At 64.2% G+C, this 22,182-nt stretch carries 20 protein-coding genes; 12 read left to right on the plus strand and 8 right to left on the minus strand.

The features are described 5' to 3' along the window. The first annotated feature begins 1 nt into the window (after position 1). The 4 genes from P0D71_RS29065 (at position 2) to P0D71_RS29080 (ending at position 3,838) form a co-directional block, all read left to right on the plus strand. Positions 2 to 751, plus strand: a complete 750-nt coding sequence (locus P0D71_RS29065) for a F0F1 ATP synthase subunit B (protein ID WP_408354573.1) — start codon at positions 2 to 4, stop codon at positions 749 to 751. Further along, on the plus strand, positions 729 to 2,297 hold the full coding sequence (locus P0D71_RS29070) for a F0F1 ATP synthase subunit alpha (protein ID WP_408483226.1): 1,569 nt from the start codon (positions 729 to 731) through the stop codon (positions 2,295 to 2,297). Before P0D71_RS29065 ends, P0D71_RS29070 begins: the two co-directional genes overlap by 23 nt. Continuing rightward, positions 2,294 to 3,145 (plus strand): F0F1 ATP synthase subunit gamma, encoded by an 852-nt coding sequence (locus tag P0D71_RS29075; protein ID WP_091793541.1) that lies wholly within the window; start codon positions 2,294 to 2,296, stop codon positions 3,143 to 3,145. The genes P0D71_RS29070 and P0D71_RS29075 overlap by 4 nt, the downstream gene beginning before the upstream one ends. A gap of 216 nt (positions 3,146 to 3,361) precedes the next feature. Further along, entirely contained in the window at positions 3,362 to 3,838 is a 477-nt protein-coding gene (locus tag P0D71_RS29080; protein ID WP_408185763.1) for a universal stress protein, read from the plus strand. Between the two features lie 61 nt (positions 3,839 to 3,899). On the opposite strand, the gene P0D71_RS29085 is transcribed toward P0D71_RS29080, so the two are convergent. Both P0D71_RS29085 and P0D71_RS29090 read right to left on the minus strand, forming a co-directional pair. Then, a complete protein-coding gene (locus P0D71_RS29085) occupies positions 3,900 to 4,553 on the minus strand; it encodes a nitroreductase family protein (protein ID WP_408185764.1) in 654 nt (217 codons plus the stop codon). A 336-nt stretch (positions 4,554 to 4,889) separates the two neighbouring features. Then, positions 4,890 to 5,177, minus strand: coding sequence for a hypothetical protein (locus P0D71_RS29090; RefSeq protein WP_408185765.1), 288 nt, complete (start codon positions 5,175 to 5,177; stop codon positions 4,890 to 4,892). A 456-nt stretch (positions 5,178 to 5,633) separates the two neighbouring features. Here P0D71_RS29090 and P0D71_RS29095 point away from each other — a divergent pair, with 456 nt between their 5' ends. The 4 genes from P0D71_RS29095 (at position 5,634) to P0D71_RS29110 (ending at position 10,545) form a co-directional block, all read left to right on the plus strand. Further along, a complete protein-coding gene (locus P0D71_RS29095) occupies positions 5,634 to 6,587 on the plus strand; it encodes a universal stress protein (protein ID WP_408354588.1) in 954 nt (317 codons plus the stop codon). A gap of 133 nt (positions 6,588 to 6,720) precedes the next feature. Next, positions 6,721 to 7,209: a carboxypeptidase regulatory-like domain-containing protein gene (locus P0D71_RS29100; RefSeq protein WP_091793556.1), complete on the plus strand. Its 489-nt coding sequence runs from the start codon at positions 6,721 to 6,723 to the stop codon at positions 7,207 to 7,209. A 2-nt stretch (positions 7,210 to 7,211) separates the two neighbouring features. Then, on the plus strand, positions 7,212 to 9,704 hold the full coding sequence (locus P0D71_RS29105; protein WP_408483227.1) for a cation-translocating P-type ATPase: 2,493 nt from the start codon (positions 7,212 to 7,214) through the stop codon (positions 9,702 to 9,704). A gap of 190 nt (positions 9,705 to 9,894) precedes the next feature. Continuing rightward, a complete protein-coding gene (locus P0D71_RS29110) occupies positions 9,895 to 10,545 on the plus strand; it encodes a BON domain-containing protein (RefSeq protein ID WP_091793560.1) in 651 nt (216 codons plus the stop codon). 24 nt (positions 10,546 to 10,569) lie between these two features. On the opposite strand, the gene P0D71_RS29115 is transcribed toward P0D71_RS29110, so the two are convergent. After that, positions 10,570 to 11,577, minus strand: coding sequence for an LOG family protein (locus P0D71_RS29115; RefSeq protein WP_408483228.1), 1,008 nt, complete (start codon positions 11,575 to 11,577; stop codon positions 10,570 to 10,572). Positions 11,578 to 11,611: 34 nt separating this feature from the next. Further along, positions 11,612 to 12,193, minus strand: a complete 582-nt coding sequence (locus P0D71_RS29120; RefSeq protein WP_408185770.1) for a lipocalin family protein — start codon at positions 12,191 to 12,193, stop codon at positions 11,612 to 11,614. Positions 12,194 to 12,612: 419 nt separating this feature from the next. On the opposite strand from P0D71_RS29120, the gene P0D71_RS29125 reads away from it, so the two are divergent. Beyond that, complete coding sequence (locus P0D71_RS29125) at positions 12,613 to 13,623, plus strand: acetyltransferase (RefSeq protein WP_408483229.1); 1,011 nt, start codon at positions 12,613 to 12,615, stop codon at positions 13,621 to 13,623. Positions 13,624 to 13,634: 11 nt separating this feature from the next. On the opposite strand, the gene P0D71_RS29130 is transcribed toward P0D71_RS29125, so the two are convergent. From P0D71_RS29130 to P0D71_RS29145, 4 genes are all read right to left on the minus strand, one after another. Next, positions 13,635 to 14,309 carry a phosphoribosyltransferase gene (locus tag P0D71_RS29130; RefSeq protein WP_408483230.1) on the minus strand — a complete coding sequence of 225 codons (675 nt, stop codon included), beginning with the start codon at positions 14,307 to 14,309 and terminating at the stop codon, positions 13,635 to 13,637. A gap of 96 nt (positions 14,310 to 14,405) precedes the next feature. Then, positions 14,406 to 15,338, minus strand: coding sequence for a 1-phosphofructokinase family hexose kinase (locus tag P0D71_RS29135; protein WP_408483231.1), 933 nt, complete (start codon positions 15,336 to 15,338; stop codon positions 14,406 to 14,408). Positions 15,339 to 15,375: 37 nt separating this feature from the next. After that, positions 15,376 to 17,802 carry a phosphoenolpyruvate synthase gene (gene ppsA / locus P0D71_RS29140; RefSeq protein WP_408483232.1) on the minus strand — a complete coding sequence of 809 codons (2,427 nt, stop codon included), beginning with the start codon at positions 17,800 to 17,802 and terminating at the stop codon, positions 15,376 to 15,378. Between the two features lie 122 nt (positions 17,803 to 17,924). Further along, entirely contained in the window at positions 17,925 to 18,398 is a 474-nt protein-coding gene (locus P0D71_RS29145; protein ID WP_091793578.1) for a hypothetical protein, read from the minus strand. A 394-nt stretch (positions 18,399 to 18,792) separates the two neighbouring features. Between P0D71_RS29145 and P0D71_RS29150 the strand changes: the two genes are divergently transcribed. The 3 genes from P0D71_RS29150 (at position 18,793) to ftsH (ending at position 22,100) form a co-directional block, all read left to right on the plus strand. After that, positions 18,793 to 19,443, plus strand: coding sequence for a BON domain-containing protein (locus P0D71_RS29150; RefSeq protein WP_408303395.1), 651 nt, complete (start codon positions 18,793 to 18,795; stop codon positions 19,441 to 19,443). Between the two features lie 121 nt (positions 19,444 to 19,564). Beyond that, a complete protein-coding gene (locus tag P0D71_RS29155) occupies positions 19,565 to 20,077 on the plus strand; it encodes a BCAM0308 family protein (RefSeq protein WP_408483233.1) in 513 nt (170 codons plus the stop codon). 49 nt (positions 20,078 to 20,126) lie between these two features. Beyond that, positions 20,127 to 22,100, plus strand: coding sequence for an ATP-dependent zinc metalloprotease FtsH (ftsH, locus tag P0D71_RS29160; RefSeq protein ID WP_408483234.1), 1,974 nt, complete (start codon positions 20,127 to 20,129; stop codon positions 22,098 to 22,100). Positions 22,101 to 22,182 lie beyond the last annotated feature (82 nt).

Here is a 22,182-nt window from a genome sequence, read left to right on the forward strand (position 1 = left end):
CATGCGAATCGACTGGTGGACGCTTGCGCTCCAGACCATCAATGCACTGGTGTTGATATGGCTGCTCGCGCGTTTTCTGTTCCGCCCGGTCGCCGGGATCATCGCCGAACGTCAGAAGGCGGCGCGCGCGCTGATCGCCGATGCCGAGGCGGCGAAGCTCGCAGCCATTCAGGAGCGCGACAAGGCGGCCCACGAAACGCAACAGCTGGCGGCGGCGCACGGCGAAGCGATGAAGGCGGTCGCCGTGGAGGCCGCGGCGCAAAAGCAGGCGCTTCTGAGCGCCGCGCAAGCCGACGCGGACGCCTTGCGCTCGGCGGCGAAAGGCGAGGCCGCGGGGGCGCGCGCCGAGCAGGACAAGCTCGCGTCCGAACGGGCCAGCCGGCTTGCCGTCGATATCGCGGCAAAGCTGCTCGACAGGCTGCCCGAGAGCGTGCGCGTGAGCGGCTTTATCGACGGTCTCGCCGAGGGGGTCGCACAACTTCCGGAAACCGCCCGCGCGGCGCTTTGGGGCGACGGCGCGGTGCCGACACTCGCCGCGCCGCGTGTGTTGAGCGAGCAGGAACAGCAGCAGTGCCGCACGATGCTCGCAACCTGCCTGAAACGTGATGTGCCGGTCAACTTCGAAGTGGATCCGCATTTGATCGCCGGCCTCGAACTGCGCTCGCCGCATGCCGTGGTGCGCAACAGCTTCGGCGCGGAACTCGTCCGGATCAAGGAGGCGCTGCTCGATGACAGTCATGCTTCCCGCTGAATCGAGCGACGACGCCTGGCTTGCGGCGCAGCGCGGGGCGCTGGCCCGCACGGCATGCGCGCCCTATGCCGATACGCTCGGCCGTGTCGAGCGGATCGGTGACGGGATCGCGTTCGTCTCGGGACTGGCCGATGCGGCGCTCGACGAACTGCTGCGATTCGAAAGCGGCGCGAGCGGCTTCGTGCACTCGTTGGAGGCCGATCTCATGAGCGTCGTGTTACTCGACGACGGCGCCACCGTCGAAGCCGGCGCGCGCGTGACGCGCACCGGCGCGGTGATCGAAGTGCCCGTGGGCGAAGGCTTGCTCGGTCGTGTGATCGATCCGCTTGGCCGGCCACTCGATCGCGACGAACCTGTGTCGGCGGTGAAGCGTATGCCGATCGAGCGGCCCGCGCCGGCGATCATCGATCGCGATCTGGTCAGCGAGCCTGTCGAAACCGGCGTGCTGATCGTCGACGCGCTCTTCGCCGTCGGACGCGGACAGCGGGAGCTGATCATAGGCGATCGTGCAACGGGCAAGACCGCGTTGGCGCTCGACGCCATCGTCAACCAGAAGCACTCGGACATGATCTGTGTCTACGTGGCGATCGGCCAACGCTCGACAGCGGTGCAGCAAGTGATCGAATCCGTGCGGCGGTACGGCGCGCCCGAGCGCTGCGTGTTCGTGGTCGCGGCGGCGGCTTCGGCGGCTGGATTGCAATGGATCGCACCGTTTGCGGGCGTCACGATCGCCGAATACTTTCGCGACCGCGGACAGCATGCGCTGGTCGTGATCGACGACCTCACCAAACACGCCGCGACGCACCGGGAGTTGGCGCTGCTGACACGCGAGCCGCCAGGACGCGAGGCCTATCCCGGCGACATCTTCTACGTGCATGCGCGATTGCTGGAGCGCGCGGCGAAACTGTCGGCGGCGCTCGGCGGTGGGTCGTTGACTGCATTGCCGATTGCGGAAACCGACGCGGGCAACCTGTCCGCCTATATCCCGACCAATCTGATTTCGATCACGGACGGCCAGATCGTGCTGGACACCGCGCTGTTCGCCGCCAACCAGCGTCCGGCCGTCGATGTCGGGTTGAGCGTGAGCCGTGTCGGCGGCAAGGCGCAGCATCCCGCCTTGCGCGACGTGTCAGGCCGCTTGCGGCTCGATTACGCGCAGTTTCTGGAGCTGGAGATGTTCTCCCGCTTCGGCGGTCTGACGGATGCCCATGTGGCCGGCAAGATCGCACGCGGGGAGCGCATCCGGGCATTGATCGCGCAGCCACGCTTCAAGCCGCTGCGCACGCTCGATGAAATCGCGTTGCTGGCCGCGTTGTCCGAAGGCGTGTTCGACGGCGTGCCACCAGCCATCGCCGCCGAAGTGCGGAGCCAGCTCGCCGAACAATTGCCGGGCGGCAGCATGGCAGCCGGATGGGCGGATGCGCCGCTGGACGCCTCGACTCAAGCGGGGCTCGTCACGGCGGTTCGCGAACTGGTGCAGCGCCTGACGTTGCAAGCGACGCTGCAAACGCCAAACGGCGCCGCCTCGGCCGGGAGCGTGAAATGAGCGGCCGACTCGCGGAAATCGAAACGCGCACGGCGACCGCGCAACAACTGGACGCCGTGATCGGCGCAATGCGTGGCATCGCGGCGGCGCGTTCGCGTGAAGCGCAGCGGCGGCTGCCGGGTATCCGCTCTTCGGCCGCGACCGTGGGGGCTGCGATCGGCGCCGTCCTTGCTCATGGAAGAGCGGCGCAAGCCGCCCTGTCGGAGCCGGATCATGGCGCGCGGATCGTGATCGCGCTGTGTTCTGAACAGGGCTTTGTCGGCTCGTTCAACGAGCAGGTTCTGGACTATGTGCGGCCTCGTCTGGATAACGCGCGGTGTGAACTCCTGCTCGTCGGCACGCGCGGAGAGATGGCGGCGAACGAACGCCACCTTCCGGTCGCATGGAGCTCGCCAGCGGCGTCCCATGCCGATGACGTGCCGTCGCTGGCCAACCGTGTCACGGATGCGCTCTATGTGCGTCTTGGCGCTCGCGCGGTGGACCACGTCTCGATCATCCATGCGCTGCCTGGCGTCGCTGCTGCCAGCGAGATGGTCGAACACCGGTTGATTCCGTTCGATTTTTCGCGGTTTCCGGTGGCGGCGCGCGCCGTGCCACCGTTGCTCACCTTGCCTGTCGAACGTCTGCTGCCTGGGCTGGTCGAGGAATATGTGTTTGTCGAGATATGCGAAGCGTTGATGCTCTCGTTCGCCGCGGAAAACGAAGCGCGGGTGAGGGCGATGCTGGCCGCCCGCACCAATGTGAGAGACACGCTCGACGAACTGACGCAAAGCTATCGCCGGGTCCGCCAGGACGAAATCACCGCCGATATCGCGGAACTGGCGGCGACCGCCACGCAGCCGATCTAGCGGAGCGGCGGGTGGTGGCGCCCGGCGCCGCTCGCCTTATTCAGGGCGGCGCTCGCCGTTATCCCACGGCGAGATCGCCACTCCCGGCTTGCAGCGCGATTGCTTGACGCAGGTCAGGCCGATAGAGCCATTCGCGCCGATCATTCATCTAGTCTGCAACGATGGGCAGTGTCGAGACGCCGAGCGGGCCGGTGCAACGTCTACGAGGAGCGAACCATGTATCAGAAGATTGTCGTGGCTCTGGATGGCAGCGAGTCGTCCAGATGGGCGCTGTATGAAGCGCTCGAATTTGCTCAGCTGACGCACGCGCGGCTTCACGCGGTGTACGTCGTCAATCCCTGGTGCGTGTCGCGCTACGCGGGCTATTTCAATGCCGAACAGCTTCGTAACGTGCTGCGCGAAGACGGCCGTCTCGCGCTCGAAGAAGCGCGCCGGGCCATGGCCGAGCGCGGCGTGCCCGGCGACACCGAGATCGAGGAGACAGAGAATGCAGCGGACGATATCCCGCATTGCCTCGCCCGTTGCGTGCAGCGCCAGGGCGCCGGCCTGGTGGTGATGGGCACGCAAGGGAGGCACGGCATAGGAAGGTTGTTGCAGGGCAGCGTTGCGGAAACGTTCTTGCGTAGCGCTCACGTTCCGGTGCTGCTGGTCAGGACTCCACGCGATCAGGACGAGATACCGTCGGGGCTGTAAAAAGGACGCCGGCGGCCGGGCGTCAGCGGCCGTCGCCGCCACGCCCAAGCTCTCAATGCCACTAGTGCTGGATCGGACTGAACCCGACTGTCTGCGCGAGAATCGGCAGTTCGTCTTCGTTGAGCGACAGCGCATTCGCGAGCAGTTGCGCATTGATCCAGCCGCGAATCACGCAGGCGAGCCCCGCCGACGCACAATACAACGAGACGTTCTGCGCGATCGCTCCGGCCGTCACGGCGGAAAACCGCTCGCGCTGCTGCGCGGGCATGTCCAGTAAGCGCGACGTGCGAACTACGTAGACGAGGTCGAGCGGCGCCTCGCCGACGAAATCCTGGTAGCCGGTCTGCCCGCGCGCGTCGATGGCATGTTTGAGAACCAGTTGATGGTTCGGCGCGTCGTACCGGTACACGCCGTTTTGCAGTGCGGCGTAGATGTCGATTTCGTTGAACGCGTGCGGTGAGGGCGCGGTGCGGCCGCCGGTTGCGGGCCGGTTGATACCGTCGGCAGCCCAGAGCAACTCGCCCAGCACCGTGGGCGGCAATGCTGTCGGCGCGAACGAGCGGCAACTCGCGCGCTGCGCGAAGGCGGTCATCAGCGGCACGCCGGTATGCAACTCGGGCTTGGGCAGCGTAATGACAGCGGGAGTTTCGCCGGTGGCGAGCGGCGGCCGCAGGAGAGGCGCGGCCTGGTACGCAAGGAGTGGCATGTCGGTCATATCGGACTCCGTTGAATTGCGCCGAGGGTGGCCGTGGCACCGCCACGCTGCCCACGACAAGTGTCATTCCACGTTAGTCCGAAATCCCCGCTGCCGATTGATACAGATCAGGCGAAGCAGGTCCCTGCTTGCAGAGACGCTCGCGAGCAATAACGCCCATGCCTGTTGTGCAAAGACGCGAAACGGATCGCGTCGATCCGGTCGAGTCCCGCTGTGTCGAGCAACGCATTGCCATGCTGCGCTGGACGAACATGAGCGCGAGTTCGCGCAGGTCAATGGCCAGCGCACGCCAGCATCGGGCGCGCAAGCGCACGAGCGAATGCGTCATCACGGCATTTAAAGGCCGTGGGTCGTTTCATCGATCGATTGCTTGCGCTTGGCGCGCGGTTGCGCCGATGCGCCGTCGAGGGCATCCAGTTTGGCGAGCAGCGCTGACGCCCGCGCGCCTATCGGGCTCTGCGCGTCGGTTTGGGCCGCCGCGGACTCGATTCGCGCTCGCCAGTAGGCCGGCTGGAAAACAAAGTGAGCGGAGCGCGGCGCTTCACACTGGAGTAGCCGTTCGAGTTGCCCGATCATCGAACCGATATGGGCAAGGTCTCGTTCATTGGAATCGATTCGAGCCATGTGCGTGACGGGCCCCATTTCGTGATGACAGGACGTGTTGCGATCCGACGAGACAAGTCCATGACGGGGCCATGTGAATGCGCCGCAACGCGCGACTCAGTCCCGCTGTATCGACCAGCATAGAGGTGCGCCCAGATGGTTTGATTGATCGCCGTCAAGGGCGCGTGACGTAGATCACGCGAAAACGCCTGTTTAATTCAATTTGCCGTGTGAGCTTGTGTGGACCGCACTTGTCTCCGCATGCTCACTGTGGTGTATCGGACGAGTGGTTTCCGCTCGCGACCGCTGTCCATTCCTGTGCATAGGCGGGCCGGAACTCCAATCTGCATTTGGCACCGGTCATCCGGGCGGCGGTGATAGTGGCTTGACGTGTATCAATGAGTGACCAGGCAGGGCGCAGAGAATCAGATATCGACGTCAGCTGGGCGAACGCACGCCCTCTTTGGGGACCCGATCATGAGCACAACGCACCTTGGCGGTCATGCCATTCACTCAATCCGACGCATCCTCGTGGCTGTGGACACTTCGCCGGAGTCAGCGCGCACAGCGGCGTATGTGTGTCACCTGAAGCTGCCCGGCGCGCGGGTCCGCGTGGTGAGTGTCGCCGAAAATCCCCGCACCTTGTTGCCGCTCGGGTCGATGACGGATGGCGAACTGCAGCTTGCGCGCGCCGAACTTGCCCGCGACGCGGGTGACGCCGTGGCGCGCGCAAAAAGCATATTCGCGGATGCCGGCATCGATGTCGAGTCGGACGTCGTGGAAATTTCGCGGCAAGGCGGCTATACCGCGAACGCGTTGATCGACGCCGCGGCGCAATGGCAGGCGGATCTGCTCGTCGTGGGCGCGCGTCAGCATCACGGTATGTTGCGCTGGATCGAAGGTACGGTTTCCGAATTCGTCACCACCCAGGCACCCTGTTCGATTCTCGTTGTGCCGGCCAGTTACGAAACGGAGATCCAGTCGTCGCCGCGCCGGATCCTGTTCGCGCTGGATGGAAGCGCCGCGTCGCGCGACGCGTTGCATTTCGGGCTGCAACTCGCCACACCCGAGGCCCGCCTTCGCGCCATCTATGTGATAGATCGCGCCGTCCGGCTAACCGATATCGTGCCGATCCGCATGCTCGAGGAGGCGTTCGTCGAAGAAGGAAAAGTGATTCTGGCCGCCGCAGCGAAGGACTTTGCCGAATTGCCGAATCAGGCCGAGACCGCGGCGCTCGAAACGGCCCCCGCACGTGACGACGTCGCACACGCGATCATCCGCGACGCGCAACAGTGGAACGCGGACCTGGTCGTCGTCGGCACCCATGGGCGGCGCGGCGTCGCGCGCTGGTTTCTCGGCAGCGTGGCCGCGCGCACCGCGCGTCTCACCGGCACGCCTTTACTGCTGGCGCGACCGGGCCACGAAACGTGAAACGGGCGACGGACATCGGCTGAACATACTGCGCGCCTGTCGCGCCATGCGAGCGCGGAAGTGGCCGAAACGCCGGCGCGAAACGCCGGCTGACACACCTCCGGGCGCTCACGAACCTGGGGATCTTTCCGACATGTCGATCTTTAACTCACACGCGCTGCGCACCGCCGTTGCATTCGGGTTTCTTGTCCTGAGTGCCGCGGTTGCCGGGCAGTCACTGCCCGAGGCGGTCAGCCGTGACGGCGTGCTGTACATGACGGGCGGCATCGGCGAGGACGACGCGAAAGCCTTTCGCGCACTCGCGCCTCGCTACAGCCTGCGCATGATGTTTACCACGGCTGCGGGCAACTATCTCTCCGATGTGGATGTGACGATCGCAAGCGCATCGGGGCGCGCTGTCCTCGACACCCGCACCGAAGGGCCGTTCCTGTTCGTCATGCTGCCGGCCGGACGCTATCGTATCGTCGCACATGCCGGGAGCACGGAGATCGGGAAGACAGTCGACGTGCCGCGCCGCGGCGGGGCGGATCTGCACATCGTGTTGCAGGAACGTGCCACCGGCAATGCGCGGACCAACTGTGCGCATTGCCGTGCACCCATGCGCGGCCAGAGCGAACCCTGATCATGGCGACGCAAGGCGCGACATCCGACGTGCCGGCGTCCGCCGTGCCTGCTCGGCATACGGCGGGTGGACTGACGCACGCGGAGGTCGTGGCATTGCAGGTGCGACACGGCCGCAATGTGATCGCGCGGGGCAATCGCCATCTCTGGTGGAGCACCGTGCGCGATGCATTCACCGAGCCGATGTTCCTGCTGCTGCTCAGCGCGAGCGGCCTGTATGGTCTGATCGGCGACATGACGGAGGCATCGACGCTGCTCGCCCTGGTCGTTGCCGTGCTGGTGCTGACCATCGTCCAGAGCCACCGGACGGCGAGCGTGCTCGAAGCGCTGCGTGATCTGTCGGCGCCGCGAGCGCAGGTATTGCGCGACGGCAAGCGGGAATACGTATCGGCGGCGGAATTGGTGCCCGGCGATCTTGTCATTATCGAGGAAGGGGCGAAGGTGCCGGCCGACGGTGCGGTAACGGAAGCCCACGAACTGAGCGTCGACGAATCGCTGCTCACCGGCGAGTCCGTCGCCGTCGAGAAGTTTGCCGGTTCATCCGGCAAATCGCCCGCAGACCCGTCGCGGAGCTGCCTGTTTTCAGGGTCGATGGTGGTGCGGGGTCAGGGCCGCATGTACGTCACGGCGACGGGCGCGCAGACCGAGCTTGGCCGGCTCGGCGCAAGCCTTGCCGAAGTGAGCGAGCCACCTTCACCCTTGCAGGTCGAGATGCGCGGCTTCGTCAGGCGGTTTGCGACGCTCGCGGTGATCATCTGTGTGCTGCTCGTCTTCGCCTATCGCTGGCGCATGGGCGGCTGGATACCGGGTCTGCTGGCCGGCATTACGCTCGCGATGGGCATTTTGCCCGAAGAGCTGCCGGTGATATTCACCGTCTTCATGGCGCTGGGCGCGCGCCGGATCGCGAGGGAGGGCGTGCTGACACGGCGTCTGAGTGCCATCCAGACGCTCGGGCAAACCTCGGTGCTATGCGTCGACAAGACGGGCACGCTGACCCAGAACCGTATGTCCGTGCGCGTGCTGTATGCACGCGGCGAAGAGCTATGGCTGAAGGACGGCGCGGTCAAGATCGGCCCGCAGTTTCATGAACTGCTGGAGTACCTCGTGCTCGCGAGCGAAATCGAGCCGCTCGATCCCATGGAGCGCGCGTTCCACGAGACGGGCCGCTCCTGTCTGGCCGGCACGGACCGGCTGCATGAACAATGGTCGCTCGTGCAGGAATACGCATTGACGCCTGAACTGCCCGCCATGTCGCATGGATGGGAGAGCCCCGAACTCGATCATCGGCTGGTGGCGTGCAAGGGTGCGCCTGAGGCGATCTGCTCGCTGTGCCACCTCGAAGCCGGTGAGGCGCGAGCGCTGATGGAGCGCGCCACGCATATGGCGGAAAGCGGGTTACGCGTGCTCGGCGTGGCGCGGGCGCGGCATTGCGGCGAAACGTGGCCTGATCAGCAGCACGACTTCGCGTTCTCGCTGGTGGGGCTCGTCGGGCTGCTCGACCCGGTGCGCCCGGAGGTGGCAGGCGCGGTTGCGCAGTTGAAGGTCGCGGGCGTGCGGGTCGTGATGATTACCGGCGACTATCCGTCGACGGCGCGGGCGGTCGCGGCGGAAGTCGGCATCGACAGCGCCCGCGTCGTAAGCGGCGCCGACCTTGCCGGCATGGACGATGCCGCGTTGCAACGCGCGATCGTCGACGCAAGCGTGTTCGCGCGGGTCAGGCCGGAGCAGAAGCTGAGGCTCATCGACGCGTTCAGGCATGCGGGCGAGGTCGTCGCGATGACGGGCGACGGCGTCAATGATGCGCCCGCGTTGAAAGCCGCGCATATCGGCATCGCGATGGGCACGCGGGGCGCGGAGGTTGCGCGCGAGGTGGCGTCGCTGGTGTTGCTGCGTGACGACCTGACGCCGATCGTATCGGCCCTGCGGCTCGGCCGGCGCATCTACGAGAATCTGAAGATGGCGGTGGCGTACACGATCGCGGTTCATATTCCGATGATCGCCGCCGCGACCCTTCCCGTGGTGGCGGGTTGGCCGCTCATGCTCGCGCCGGTGCACATCGTGTTCCTCGAAATGATCATCACACCCGTTTGCTCGATTGTCTTTGAAAACGAACGGGAGAGCCGCTCGCTCATGCGTGATCCGCCGCGGCGAATCGGCGAGCGGCTCATGTCCAACCGCATCCTGGGGCTGAGCATTGCGCTCGGGTGCGTAGCCGCCCTGATCGTCGTAGGCGTGTATGCGGCACTGCTCGGGCGCGGATTCGATCCGCTCGACGCTCGCACGGCCGGCTTCCTGCTGCTCGTGGCATGCAACGTCGGGCTGATGTTCGCCGTGCGCGCGTTGCCGCACCGGCCGTCGGCGCGCCGCGCACGCCAGACGAACTTTTATGGGTGGGCCGTCGTGTTGCTTACGACGCTCGCTGCGGGCGTATTGATGACCTGGCCGGCGCTTGCCCGGCTGTTCGCTCTGCGTCCTGTTCTTGCCGTATGGCTGTGAGTCTGTCCATGCGGCGAAGCCATCACGGCAGGTTTGACCTCGATCAATCACATCGTGCCGCAGGGCCATAGTCTGAGGAGGTGGCGCATTGCCGGTGGGGCGCAACTTATTTGCGGGAATGCTTGCCGCGTCGAATCAGTTCGCAGCCGCGCGCAATCGCGCTGCCAGGTCATGCCGGAGGAGAAATTCCATGAAGTCGGACAGTCAATTGAAGCAGGAAGTCGAGGACGAACTGATGAGCAGTCCAGCCGTCGACGCAAACGGGATAGGTGTTGCCGTGGTCGACCGCGTGGTCACGATCACGGGACACGTTCCAAACTATGCGGCGAAAGTCGCGGCCGAAAAATGCGCGATGCGAATCGCCGGTGTCGTCGCGGTGGTTGTCGGTATCGACGTGAAACTGCGCGAATCCGAGCGGCGTACCGACGAGGACATCGCCTTGAGCGTGCGCGCGGCCCTGGACTGGATCGCCGGCCTCGAAGAGCATGCGATCAGGATCAAGGTCGAGAAAGGCTGGGTGACATTGAGTGGCGAAGTCGAGGACGGTTACCGCAGCCACATCGCCGAGAAAAATGTCGTCCATATGCGTGGTGTGACGGGCGTGACGAATGAGATCAGGATCCGCGGTTCGGCTTCTCCGCTCGACATTGAGTACAGCATCCGCAAAGCCATTCAACGGCATACCGATCGCGAGTTGAAGCATGTGGGCGTCGAAGTCGACGACGGCAAGGTAACCTTGTCGGGGCGTCTCAGTTCGGGCGTCGAACGCTCCATCGTGACGGGCGCGGCGCGCTCGACGCCGGGTGTGACGGCCGTTGTCGACCGTCTGGTGGTCGGTTGACGAAGCAGACCGCTGCCGCCGCGCTCATGGTTGTCGTGAGCGGTTGTCGAGCGCGGCGTGTGCTTCATGCCAACGGACGATGGCGGACCAGATATCCGCCGCCGTCTCGCAGAAAATGAATAGTGCGGCGTCCTGTGGCGCGATCATGCCTTCGCTGATCAGAAACTCGAAATTGATCGCGCGGCGCCAGAACGATTCGCCGACCAGCACGACGGGCAGCCGCCGGATCTTGTTCGTTTGCAGCAGGGTCAACACTTCGAACAACTCGTCACAGGTTCCAAAGCCGCCCGGAAAAAACACGGCGGCTTGCGCGCGTTCCAGCAGATGGAGCTTGCGAATGGCGAAATAGTGAAGCTTGAAGCAGAGTTCAGGTGTGAGGTAGGGATTGGGTTCCTGCTCACGCGGCAACGCGATATTCAAGCCGATGCTCGGCGCCTTGAGTTCGTACGCACCTCGATTCGCTGCTTCCATGATGCCGGGTCCGCCGCCCGTGACGACGGCGAGCGACGACAGCGCTCCCGTGCACCGCACGCTGCCGACAATACGGCCGAATTCGCGCGCGATCCCGTAGTAGCGACTGCGTTTGAGCAGTTGCTTCGCGACTTGCAAGGCGCTCTCGCTCTCGGGGTCGCCGGGCCGGCTTTCGAGCGTCCGCCGCGCTTCCTCGACCCGGCGGCGGGCGGCGGCCGGCGCGATGATCCGTGTGCTGCCGTACACCACGATCGTGTGCTGAATCGCATGGCGCTGCAACGTCTCTTCAGTCTTCCAGTAGTCGAGTTGCAGACGGATGCCGCACATTTCCGGGCGTCGCAGAAAGGCGAGGTCTTCGTCCGCTTCCAGGTAGGTTGGGCTTTCGATCATATGGCGCACGCGCGCCGAACGTTCGGAAGGGGCGTCCGCGTGGAGACGCCGCGCTCTTCGCACGGATTCGGCCACGGCGGGCGCGTCCTGACACTGCGCGCACGCGGGGTCCGCACGATGCTCGACCACCGTGCCGACACGCGTTGCCTCGTTTTTATGGATGCTTGTCATGCGCGCTCCCGCCCGCTTCGTTACCGCAAAACTTTCATTGAAAGCCCGGTTGACCGATTTGCCCGGCGCTTTGCGCAACCCGCCGTAGCCTGTCGGTGTTGAAGCCCATCGCGGCTAGCCGGGCGAGCATGCCGGCGTAGGTGGCATCGTCCATCGCCGGCGCGCGTGCGAGTACCCACACCATGTTGCCGTCTGCCATGCAGCGAATCGTGTAGCGATAATCGGGGTCCACATACGCGGTGACGACCACCACTTCGAACGGCCAGATCAGTCCCACTCGCCATTTCGTGTTGCCGGTTCCGGGCATCACCTTCGCGACGAACTGGCTTCCCGTCGGCGGCTGATCGAAACCGTGACGCCGGCCGAGGTACTTGTCGTCGATGCTTCCGTCGTCGCGCAAGGTCCACTCGTCGTAACTGCCGACATAATCGGATTCGCTGAGAAACGGGGTGTCCGCGATCACGTACCAGCGGCCCATGTACCGCTGCAGATCGATTGGCGGTCCTGCCACGCAGGCGGACTGGGATGCTTGCGCGTGCGGCGGGACCGCCGGATCATGCGCGCACCCCGCAAGGAGCATGGCAAGCGAGGCGATGCACGCCATTGACTTGTGCATAGGGTTTATCCGATGGGTTAGCGATGAAGCAACCTTGCCCGGATCCCCGCACACGAGCGCCCGGCCTTCGTCAATGAACTGGACAGGCCGCTGAAGTTCACGATCTCGCGGCGAAGGCGCGGATGAATACAGGCGAGGCCGAGGACGAGGAACGCGCCCGGCAGCATTAAAAGGCCAACGAGTATTGTGCTTCTCAACATATCGCCTCCGGACCCCGATTGGTTTCTCCATTGATCGAGCATAAGGTTCGCGGCTCATGGCAGATTGACGTGTGTCAAGGCTGCGACGGGCCCCGCGAAAGTGACGGTAATACGCCCCAGGAGAGCGCCATGCGGGCCACAATGCGGACATCGGGGCACATTCACTGAGCTCGCGGATCTGCTTTTTGACGACGCTCCATCCTCGTACGGTGACAAGGCATGAAACATTTCGATGTGTTCAATGGTGACGCCGACGGAATCTGCGCGCTGCATCAGTTGCGATTGACGAAGCCGTTGAAGTCGTTGCTGATCACCGGCGTCAAACGCGACGTGGAACTGCTCGCCCGCGTTCCAGCCAGGTCCGGCATATCCGTGACCGTGCTGGACATCTCGTTGGACTCCAATCGGGCCGCGTTGCTCGAATTGCTTCGACACGGCGCCGAAGTCGAGTACTTCGATCATCACTTTTGCGGAGCCATTCCTGAGCATCCCAACCTGAAGGCACACATCGACACCGCGCCCGACACGTGTACGAGCCTGCTCGTGGATCGCCATGTGGGCGGGCGACACCGGCTGTGGGCTATCGTGGGCGCTTACGGCGACAACCTCCTGCACGCGGCGCGCACGCTTGCCGCGAGTTGTACGCTCGAGCCCGCGCAACTCGACCAGTTGCGTGAACTGGGCGAGTCGATCAACTACAACGCCTACGGAGAGAGTGAGGCGGATTTGCTGATCCCGCCTGTCAGGCTTTACGAAATTTTGCGCCCGTATGCCGACCCATTCGACTTTCTGACGATCGAGCCGATCGCGCGGACGCTCTGTGAATCGCTACGCCGGGACATGGCACTGGCGCTGAGTTTGCCGCCCGATACCGCGTTAGCGGGCGGAACCATCTATGTGCTGCCCAATGAACCGTGGGCACAACGGGTGCGCGGCGCTTTCGGCAATTTTCTGGCGACGAGTTCTCCTGATCGTGCTCACGCCGTGCTGAGCCAGAGCGTTCAGGGGGAATACGTCGTCAGCGTGCGCGCGCCGCTGGCGAATCCTTATGGTGCCGTCGAACTGTGCAGGCAGTTCTCAGGCGGAGGAGGGCGCGAGGCTGCGGCGGGTATCGGCCGGCTTCCGCATGATCGGCTGAGGGAATTTACGGTCGCGTTTGAACGAGCGTTCGCTGATGCGTCTCAGGATCAGACGCTTTCCGCTCAGGCTGCGGGGCCAGCCACGAAGTGACGCCGCGTGCACTACTGCGTGTCCTGAGATGGACGGGCGAGGAGCGCGCGTACTTCAGCGTCGTTGGTCTGCTCGAACTCCTGATAGAACTGGCCGACGCCGCCGAAATGACGCGCGCGGTGCAGACAGACGAACTCATCGGCGAGGGCGGCGAGCCGACTGGCCGTGCTTTCCGGCGCGACCGGTACGGCAACCACGATTCGAGCCGGCTTGCCGCTGCGCAACGCCGCAATGGCGACACGTACCGATGAGCCGGTAGCGACGCCGTCGTCGACGATGATCACTGTGCGGCCCTCGAGATTTAGCGGTGGATCCTGTCCGCGATAGAGCGCTTCTCGCCGTGCCAGCTCGCGGCGTTCATCGTTGAGTACGGTGACGACTTCCGACTGGCTGACGCCTGCCATCCGGATCGTCTGCTCGTCGAGATAAAGCGCGCCGCCCGAGGCGATCGCGCCCATGGCCATTTCCGGATCTTGCGGCACACCCAGCTTGCGCACGATCAGCACGTCGAGCGGGACGCCCAGTGCATGCGCGACCTCGTAGCCGACCGGCACGCCGCCACGCGGCAACGCCAGTACGATTACATCGGCGCGCCCTGCGTAGTCGCCCAATTGCCGCGCGAGCAGGCGCCCTGCGTCGGCGCGATCGCGGAACGGAGGCTCTGTCTCTATCCGGTTCCAGATCATGGCATCACCGCTTCGATCCACAATCGGCCCATCTTGCGAGGATAGATTGTCATGTCCCGTCTCCCTCCGAATGCGCGATACTGCGGCACTCGTCGCTCACCTGATCGATATCTCGCGATAGAGCCGCTCGATTTCCCCGCGCTCACAGAGCGTCGTGCCCGCACCGAGCAAAGTCGCCGATGCCGCAGCCATCCCATAGCGAAACGCTTCATCGATACCCGCATTTCGATTCAGCGCCCAGATCAGCGCGCCGACAAAGCTGTCACCGGCGCCGATTGAACTGGTCACTTTCATCGGCAGTCCCGCCGCCCGCAAGCACCGCTCGGCGGTGACCACCAACGCGCCTTGCTCTCCGAGCGTCAGCGCGACGATCCGGGCGCGACCGGCCCGCACGATCTCCTGCGCGGCGTCGATCCAATCAGGTTCTTCGAGCAGTGGCCGGCCCGTGAGATCCCGCAACTCGTTCAGACTCGGCTTGACGAGCCAGATGCCCGCGTCGAGCGCCGCGGTGAGTGCCGGGCCCGACGTGTCGAGCACGACCCGCGTGTCCTGTGCCGACGCGAGGTTCGCGAAGCGCGCGTAAATGTCGTCCGGCGCACCGGGAGGCAGGCTGCCGCTCAGCACCAGATAGCGCGGCGGTGCGCTCAGTGCGCGGATTTCGTCGATGCAGCGCTGCCATTCGAGCGCGGCGAGCGTCGGCCCCGGCAATACGAAGCGGTATTCCAGACCGGTGGATTGCTCGTGGACGGAGAAATTCTCGCGCGTTTCCCCGGCGATCTCGATGCACACGCCGGTGAACGCTTCGGCGTCCAGCAGACGTCTTAGCATCTGGCCGGTTGCGCCGCCCGCGAGATAGAAGGCCGAGCAGTCTCCGCCAAGACGCTGGATGACGCGGGCGACGTTGATCCCGCCGCCGCCCGGATCACGCCGCGCGGCGCTGCATCTGAGCTTGCGAGTATCGACCACCCGTTCGATCGATGTCGCGACATCGACGGCGGGGTTGAGTGTGATCGTCACGATGTCCGGCATGGTCGGCCAGTCTCCTTCGATTCGGCGCGGCGAGCGGCTAGGCCGCCGAAATCACCGGTACCGCCGATGCTTCCGATGCCGCTAACGCGGCCTGCTCGGCGGCGGCAACGCGTTGCTTGACCGCGATGAAGCTATCGGGGCTCACCGACATCGAATCAATGCCGCATTCGACGAGAAACCCGGCGAACTCAGGATGGTCGCTCGGCGCCTGGCCGCACAGGCCGATATGCACGCCCGCCTTGTGCGCTTCGGCCACGACACGCTCGATCATCCATCTGACGGCGTCATCCTGTTCGTCGAACAGTTCGGCGAGTTCGACGGAGTCCCGGTCCACGCCCAGGGTCAACTGCGTCAGATCGTTGCTGCCTATGGAGAAGCCATCGAAGCGTTGCGCGAAAGCCTTGGCCAGAATCACGTTGGACGGTATCTCGCACATCACATACACCTGGAGATCTGCTTCCCCGCGTTTCAGCCCGTTTTCCGCCATGACTTCGAGCACGCGGTCGGCTTCTTTCGTCGAGCGGCAGAACGGAATCATGACAACCACGTTGTCAAAGCCCATTTCGTTGCGCAGGCGGCGAATAGCCTGGCACTCCAGCGCAAAACCTTCGCGGTAGCGCGCCGAGTAGTAGCGCGACGCGCCTCGGAAACCGAGCATCGGGTTTTCTTCCTTCGGCTCGAACTCGGAGCCGCCGATCAGGTTGGCGTACTCGTTCGTTTTGAAATCACTCATACGAACAATCACGGGATGCGGGTATTGAACGGCGGCAATCCGGCCCAGACCCCGCGCGAGCCGGTCCACGAAATACTCGGTTCGGGGTTCATAGCCGGCGGTCAATTCGGCGATGGTCTTTTTTGCGTCCTCGTCTTTTAACGTGTCGTAGCGGACAAGGGCCATTGGATGAATCTTGATATGGTTGCTGACCACGAATTCCATGCGCGCCAACCCGACGCCGTCGGCGGGGATTCGCCACCAGCGGAACGCGGCAGCCGGATTGGCGAGGTTCAGCATGATCCTCGTGCGCGTTGCGGGGATGTTGTCGAAATTGATTTCCTCGACCTCATAGTCGGCGGTGCCTTCGTACACGAATCCTTCGCGGCCTTCGGCGCATGAAACGGTGACGTTCTGCTCATCGTGCAGCACATGGGTCGCATTGCTCGCACCGACGATAGCCGGAAGACCGAGTTCCCGGCTCACGATCGCGGCGTGCGAGGTGCGCCCGCCGAAATCGGTGACGATCGCGGCAGCACGTCTCATGAGCGGCACCCAGTCGGGGTCCGTCGTTCGTGTGACGAGAATCGATCCGTCGACGAAGCGGTCCGCTTCGCGCGGACTGTCGATCACGCAGACCGCTCCGGCTGCCACGGCTTCGCCGATGCTCACGCCGGATACGAGCTTGCGGCCCGCCTTCCTGACGTGATAAGTCTTGACGGCACTGGCCTCCCTGCGCGACTCGACAGTTTCCGGCCGGGCCTGAACGATGAAGATTTCGCCGGTAATGCCGTCTTTGGCCCATTCGATATCCATCGGCTGGCCGTAATGCTTTTCGATCGTGCACGCCCAGCGCGCCAGGGTGAGAATTTCCTCGTCGTTCAGTACGAACGCTGCGCGCTCCGCCTTCGAGGTCGGCACGTTTTTGGTGGGCCGCTCGCTCTCGTTCGTATAGATCATCTTGAGGCCCTTGCCGCCGCGTTTCTTTTCAATGATGGGCGACAGTTTGGGGTCGGACAGAAGCGGTTTGAACACTTCATACTCGTCGGGATCGACCGTGCCTTGCACGACATTTTCGCCGAGGCCCCAGGCCGCGTTGATCAGGACAATCTTCTCGAATCCGGTTTCGGTGTCGATAGAGAACATCACGCCAGCTCCACCCTGGTCGGAGCGCACCATGCGTTGTACGCCGACCGAGAGCGCAACCTTCAGGTGGTCGAATCCTTTCGCCTGCCGATAGCTGATCGCGCGGTCCGTGAAGAGCGATGCATAGCAGCGCCTGCAGGCTTCCAGCAACGCGCGCTCGCCCCTCACGTTCAGAAACGTTTCCTGCTGTCCGGCGAAGCTGGCGTCCGGCAAATCCTCGGCGGTCGCGCTCGAACGCACGGCCACGTCCATCTCGGTCGATCCGGCGCGGCGGTTCAGTTCCGCGTAGCCGCGGCGGATGGCTTGAGCCGTGTCATCGGGCCATTCACCGCGCAGGATGGCCCGGCGGATAGTCTGCCCGGCTTCGGCCAAAGGGATCTTGCCGTCAGCCAGTTCCGCAAGCACGGACGACAGTGTGTTCGCCAGGCCATTCGCTTCGATGAAGTGCCGGTACGCGTCGGCTGTGACGGCAAAGCCTGGTGGCACTTTAATGCCGCGCGCCCCGAGATTGGCCACCATTTCACCGAGCGAAGCATTCTTTCCGCCGACGCGAGGCACATCGGTGCGCCGCAGTTCCTCGAACCAGACAACGTGCTGATCGTCCATGTGCTACTCCTTTGCGGCGGCCAGATACCGATATGCCGGCAGACGTGAACCGACCGTGAACCAGGCGTGAACGTCGGCCGCGGCCGGCGAGATGGGCCGGACTTGTCGGCCCTGGCCCGGCGTCAAATCGTAAGGAAACCCTGGAAAATCCAGGGAAGCTTCAAACGGGAAGCGTGGGTCGGCTCATCGAACGGGCCGGTGCAGGAGCCGGAGAAGCCAGGACTGCCGTCGGATGAAAACGCCGGCACGAATGAATAGACGTCGTTAATCGTGACCAGAAAGTCGGGGTTGAACCGGGAAGGCGCGTAGATCGAAACGTTCTTGAAGAACTTGAGCGATGGCTCATCGAGCAGTGCGTCGGGTGTCGCGGCGCTCAACGGCTCCGCCGTGTCGTAGTGCGCGGGTAGCTCGAAGCGAAACTTTCCGTGTGTGACGGTCTCTGGCGGTGTGAAAGTCAGTTGGACGCCGGGATAGCACAAAGCGTAAGCCGGCGGCGCAACAGGCCCTTCCGGCCCGACAAGGAGGGGCGGATAGGCCCAGAGGGCGAGCGTCAGCGGGCTAGTCCGCTGAGCGAAATATTCGGCCAGCCAGTTCATGTTGTCTCCTCCTATGGGCATGGGGACGTCGTCGTTCCATGCCGGTCTTAACAGCGTCGGGTGTTCACGACGTGATGCAGGCGCGGATCTCGCCGCGCACCGAACCGCGCACTGAGCCGCGCACCGAACCGAATGGTCTGCATCGCTTCACCGTGACTCTTTCAGCATATGCGCGCGACCTTGGACGCCGTTGATGTGCATCAACCCTGAAGTCACTGCCGAACCAGAACGGCGCGACGCGGCGCATGAGCGTGACGTGGTCCGGGCGTGCTTGACTTGAGTCAATCGGGAGTCGCCGGCGCGGGACTATGGTTCACGCATCCGGTCCCGGATTCTTTCGCATTCACGGCGCGCATCGCGCGCGGCGAAGGGCGCATAGCGGCAGGAGATATCGATGAAATCAGATCTGGAACTCAAGCATGACGTGGATCAGGAGTTGCTTTGGGATCCTGCGCTCGATGCCAGAACCATCACCGCCACGGTGCTCAACCGCATCGTCACGCTCGAAGGTTCCGTGAACAGTTGCGCCCAGAAACTCGCCGTGCAGAAAGCCGTGCAGCGGGTGGCCGGCAGTCGTGCGGTGGTGCTCGACCTGGTGGTTCGCGCGCCGTCCCCGCTGAAGCACACGGACGAGGAACTGGCTGACGCGATCGTCTCGGCGTTGCGATGGCAGGAAGGACTTCCCGAAGACGCGATCCAGGTGTTGGTGGAACACGGTTGCGTCACGCTGACCGGCGAGGTGGATTACGGCTTCCAGCGTCAGATGGCCGAAGTACTCGTGAGCCGGATGCGAGGGGTCGTAGGCGTGGCCAATCAGATCGAGGTACGAATCGATCCGGTCGCCGCCGACGTCAGCAAACAGGTGGCCGATGCATTGCAACGACGTTCGCGGCATGAGTCGGGCGGTATTTCGGTCGACGTGCACGATGGCGTCGTCCGCTTGACCGGCGTGGTCGACTCGCTGCTCGACAAGCGGGTGGCCTGCGGCGTCGCCTGGGGCACCAAGGGCGTCCGGTGGGTGGTCGACCAACTGGTCGTCGCATGAATGGCATCGGCGCAGCATGCGCGCGCCGGAACGTCTGCGCTTGATCTGAAACACTGTGGGCGCTACGCGCCTTCCTACCCGGTTCGCAACTACTGCGACTTCTATGACGAGGGGTTCCGAAATGACCGCGATACAAGCACGATTGAAGCGCAAACAGATGCGCCGCGACAAACAGCCTCAGGCCCATATCTACGACAGTTACCGGCCGCGCGGACGGAGTGCCGGCGCATCGCGTTGCCCCGACTGCGGCGCGATCTATGACGACGGCCGCTGGACGTGGCGCATGTCGGCCGAGCAGATGCATCAGTTGCAATGCCCGGCGTGCAAGCGGATCCACGAGCAGGCGCCGGCTGGAGAAATCACGTTCGACGGTGACTATTTGCTGAGCCGCGCGGACGAGGTCCTGGCGCTGCTTCATCACCAGGCGGATGGCGAGAGCAAGGAACATCCGCTCGAACGGATCATGGATATCCAGCAAAACCCGGAGCATATCGTCGTGCAGACGACGGGGCCGCATCTGGTTCGCCGGCTCGGCGCGGCCATGTTGCATGCGCATCAGGGAACGCTGGAGATCAGCTACCGGGACAACGAAGGGCTACTGCGTGCCCATTGGGCCCGTTCATCGGCGAAGTGACAGGCGCGGCCGGTTTTCCTCAACTGACCGACGATCGACGCAAACGGCGATGAATGAAAAATCCAATTTCACTGGCTTCCTGATACCGATCGGCGTCGTACTCCTGCTGCTGGCGCAGATATTCCTGTACCGGCAGCCGATCGAACCGATCGCGTACAGCGACTTTCACCGGCTGCTGGTCGCGCGGCAACTCGACAATCTGGAAATCGGCACGGAGCAGATCACCGGCAGCGTCCGTATGCCCGGCGCGGCTGCGCTGTTGCCGGCCTCCGCCGCAAGCGGAATCGCCGCCAACGGCGAGCCGTGGCGCTTTTCGACCGTGCGGGTGAGCGACGAGCATCTGATCGAGGATCTGGCCGGCTCGGGCGTCCGCTATACCGGTGTGGCCGACAAGATGGGCTTGGCGGCATTGCTGGGCTGGATCTTTCCGGTCCTGATGTTTGCGGCCGTCTGGAGTGTTTTCATGCGGCGCGGTGGCGGTGGTTTGCGCGATTTCAGCGGGATCGGCAAAAGCAAGCCCAGAATCTACGTCGCGCAGGATACCGACGTTACGTTCGACGACATCGCCGGCATTGACGAAGCGAAAGCCGAACTGAAACAGATCGTCGAATTTCTGCGTAACGCCGAGCGCTATCGCCGCCTCGGCGGCAAGATTCCGAAGGGTGTGCTGATCGTCGGTGCGCCGGGTACCGGCAAGACCTTGCTCGCGAAAGCCGTGGCGGGAGAGGCGGGCGTGCCGTTCTTTTCGATTAGCGGGTCGGCGTTCGTCGAGATGTTCGTGGGCGTGGGGGCGGCGCGCGTGCGCGACCTGTTCGAACAGGCGCAAAAGAAGGCGCCGTGCATCGTCTTTATCGACGAACTGGATGCGCTGGGCAAAGTGCGCGGCGCCGGGGTCACGTCCGGCAACGACGAACGCGAGCAAACGCTGAATCAACTGTTGGTCGAGATGGACGGATTTCAGCCGAATTCCGGCGTGATCATTCTGGCGGCGACCAATCGCCCGGAGATTCTCGATCCGGCATTGCTGCGTCCTGGACGCTTCGACCGGCACATCGCGATCGACCGCCCGGACCTCAACGGACGCCACCAGATTCTGCAGGTCCACGTGAAGAAAGTGACCTTGGCCGCCGACGTCGATCTGGCCGAGATCGCATCACGCACGCCCGGTTTCGCCGGAGCCGATCTCGCCAACGTGGTCAACGAGGCGGCCTTGCATGCTGCCGAACTCGACAAGCCGGCGGTAGGCACGGCGGACTTCGACGAAGCGATCGACCGTGCGATGACGGGCATGGAACGCCGAAGCCGCGTGATGAACGAACAGGAAAAGATCACTATTGCCTACCACGAAGCGGGACACGCGCTGGTTGCGCTGAGCCGGCCGCATTGCGACCCCGTCAAGAAGGTATCGATCATTCCGCGTGGCGTCGCCGCGCTCGGCTATACGCAGCAGGTGCCGACCGAGGACCGCTACGTGCTGCGCAAAAGCGAACTGCTGGACCGGCTCGACGCGTATCTCGGCGGCCGAGTGGCGGAGGAGATCGTCTTCGGCGACGTCTCGACCGGCGCCGAGAACGATCTGGATCGGGCCACGGCGTTGGTGCGGCATATGGTGACCCGCTATGGAATGAGCGAACCATTGGGGCTTTTCACGTTCGACAGCAGCGATCCCGGCTTGGGTTATCCGTCGGCGGGCGGGCGCGGCGAGCGCTTCAGCGAGAGCACGGCGAAGCTGGTCGACGACGAGGTTCGGCGCACACTCGCCGAGGCGCATGAACGTGTCACGCGCACGCTCGCTGAGCGCCGCGAGCAGTTGGACCGCATCGCGAGGCGGCTCCTGGAGTGCGAAGTGCTCGATCAGGCCACCTTGCTGCAGGTGATGGCTGGCGACGCGGCGCCGGCCGCAGGGCGGCAACCAGGCACGCCGGAGGCGGAGATGCCAGGTGTCGCGCCGGGCGCTTCCGGCCGTGCGGCGCCTGAGGCGCACGTGGCAGGCAGTCCGTCTCCAGTCGAGCAACACGGTTGACCCGGATAGCGGTTAGCGATCCAAGCGCCGGACTGCCCGCGCCTGGACGGCACGGCAGCACCCGGCGATAAAGCGAACCGGA

This window comes from Paraburkholderia sp. RL17-383-BIF-A, from assembly GCF_046028015.1.
GTDB lineage: Bacteria > Pseudomonadota > Gammaproteobacteria > Burkholderiales > Burkholderiaceae > Paraburkholderia.

What these genes read in the sequence shown, in the direction of transcription:
- P0D71_RS29065 (WP_408354573.1), top strand. Translation starts at nt 2, where the DNA reads ATGCGAATCGACTGGTGGACGCTTGCGCTCCAGACCATCAATGCACTG.
- P0D71_RS29070 (WP_408483226.1), top strand. Translation starts at nt 729, where the DNA reads ATGACAGTCATGCTTCCCGCTGAATCGAGCGACGACGCCTGGCTTGCG.
- P0D71_RS29075 (WP_091793541.1), top strand. Translation starts at nt 2,294, where the DNA reads ATGAGCGGCCGACTCGCGGAAATCGAAACGCGCACGGCGACCGCGCAA.
- P0D71_RS29080 (WP_408185763.1), top strand. Translation starts at nt 3,362, where the DNA reads ATGTATCAGAAGATTGTCGTGGCTCTGGATGGCAGCGAGTCGTCCAGA.
- P0D71_RS29085 (WP_408185764.1), bottom strand. Translation starts at nt 4,553, where the DNA reads ATGACCGACATGCCACTCCTTGCGTACCAGGCCGCGCCTCTCCTGCGG.
- P0D71_RS29090 (WP_408185765.1), bottom strand. Translation starts at nt 5,177, where the DNA reads ATGGCTCGAATCGATTCCAATGAACGAGACCTTGCCCATATCGGTTCG.
- P0D71_RS29095 (WP_408354588.1), top strand. Translation starts at nt 5,634, where the DNA reads ATGAGCACAACGCACCTTGGCGGTCATGCCATTCACTCAATCCGACGC.
- P0D71_RS29100 (WP_091793556.1), top strand. Translation starts at nt 6,721, where the DNA reads ATGTCGATCTTTAACTCACACGCGCTGCGCACCGCCGTTGCATTCGGG.
- P0D71_RS29105 (WP_408483227.1), top strand. Translation starts at nt 7,212, where the DNA reads ATGGCGACGCAAGGCGCGACATCCGACGTGCCGGCGTCCGCCGTGCCT.
- P0D71_RS29110 (WP_091793560.1), top strand. Translation starts at nt 9,895, where the DNA reads ATGAAGTCGGACAGTCAATTGAAGCAGGAAGTCGAGGACGAACTGATG.
- P0D71_RS29115 (WP_408483228.1), bottom strand. Translation starts at nt 11,577, where the DNA reads ATGACAAGCATCCATAAAAACGAGGCAACGCGTGTCGGCACGGTGGTC.
- P0D71_RS29120 (WP_408185770.1), bottom strand. Translation starts at nt 12,193, where the DNA reads ATGCACAAGTCAATGGCGTGCATCGCCTCGCTTGCCATGCTCCTTGCG.
- P0D71_RS29125 (WP_408483229.1), top strand. Translation starts at nt 12,613, where the DNA reads ATGAAACATTTCGATGTGTTCAATGGTGACGCCGACGGAATCTGCGCG.
- P0D71_RS29130 (WP_408483230.1), bottom strand. Translation starts at nt 14,309, where the DNA reads ATGATCTGGAACCGGATAGAGACAGAGCCTCCGTTCCGCGATCGCGCC.
- P0D71_RS29135 (WP_408483231.1), bottom strand. Translation starts at nt 15,338, where the DNA reads ATGCCGGACATCGTGACGATCACACTCAACCCCGCCGTCGATGTCGCG.
- ppsA (WP_408483232.1), bottom strand. Translation starts at nt 17,802, where the DNA reads ATGGACGATCAGCACGTTGTCTGGTTCGAGGAACTGCGGCGCACCGAT.
- P0D71_RS29145 (WP_091793578.1), bottom strand. Translation starts at nt 18,398, where the DNA reads ATGAACTGGCTGGCCGAATATTTCGCTCAGCGGACTAGCCCGCTGACG.
- P0D71_RS29150 (WP_408303395.1), top strand. Translation starts at nt 18,793, where the DNA reads ATGAAATCAGATCTGGAACTCAAGCATGACGTGGATCAGGAGTTGCTT.
- P0D71_RS29155 (WP_408483233.1), top strand. Translation starts at nt 19,565, where the DNA reads ATGACCGCGATACAAGCACGATTGAAGCGCAAACAGATGCGCCGCGAC.
- ftsH (WP_408483234.1), top strand. Translation starts at nt 20,127, where the DNA reads ATGAATGAAAAATCCAATTTCACTGGCTTCCTGATACCGATCGGCGTC.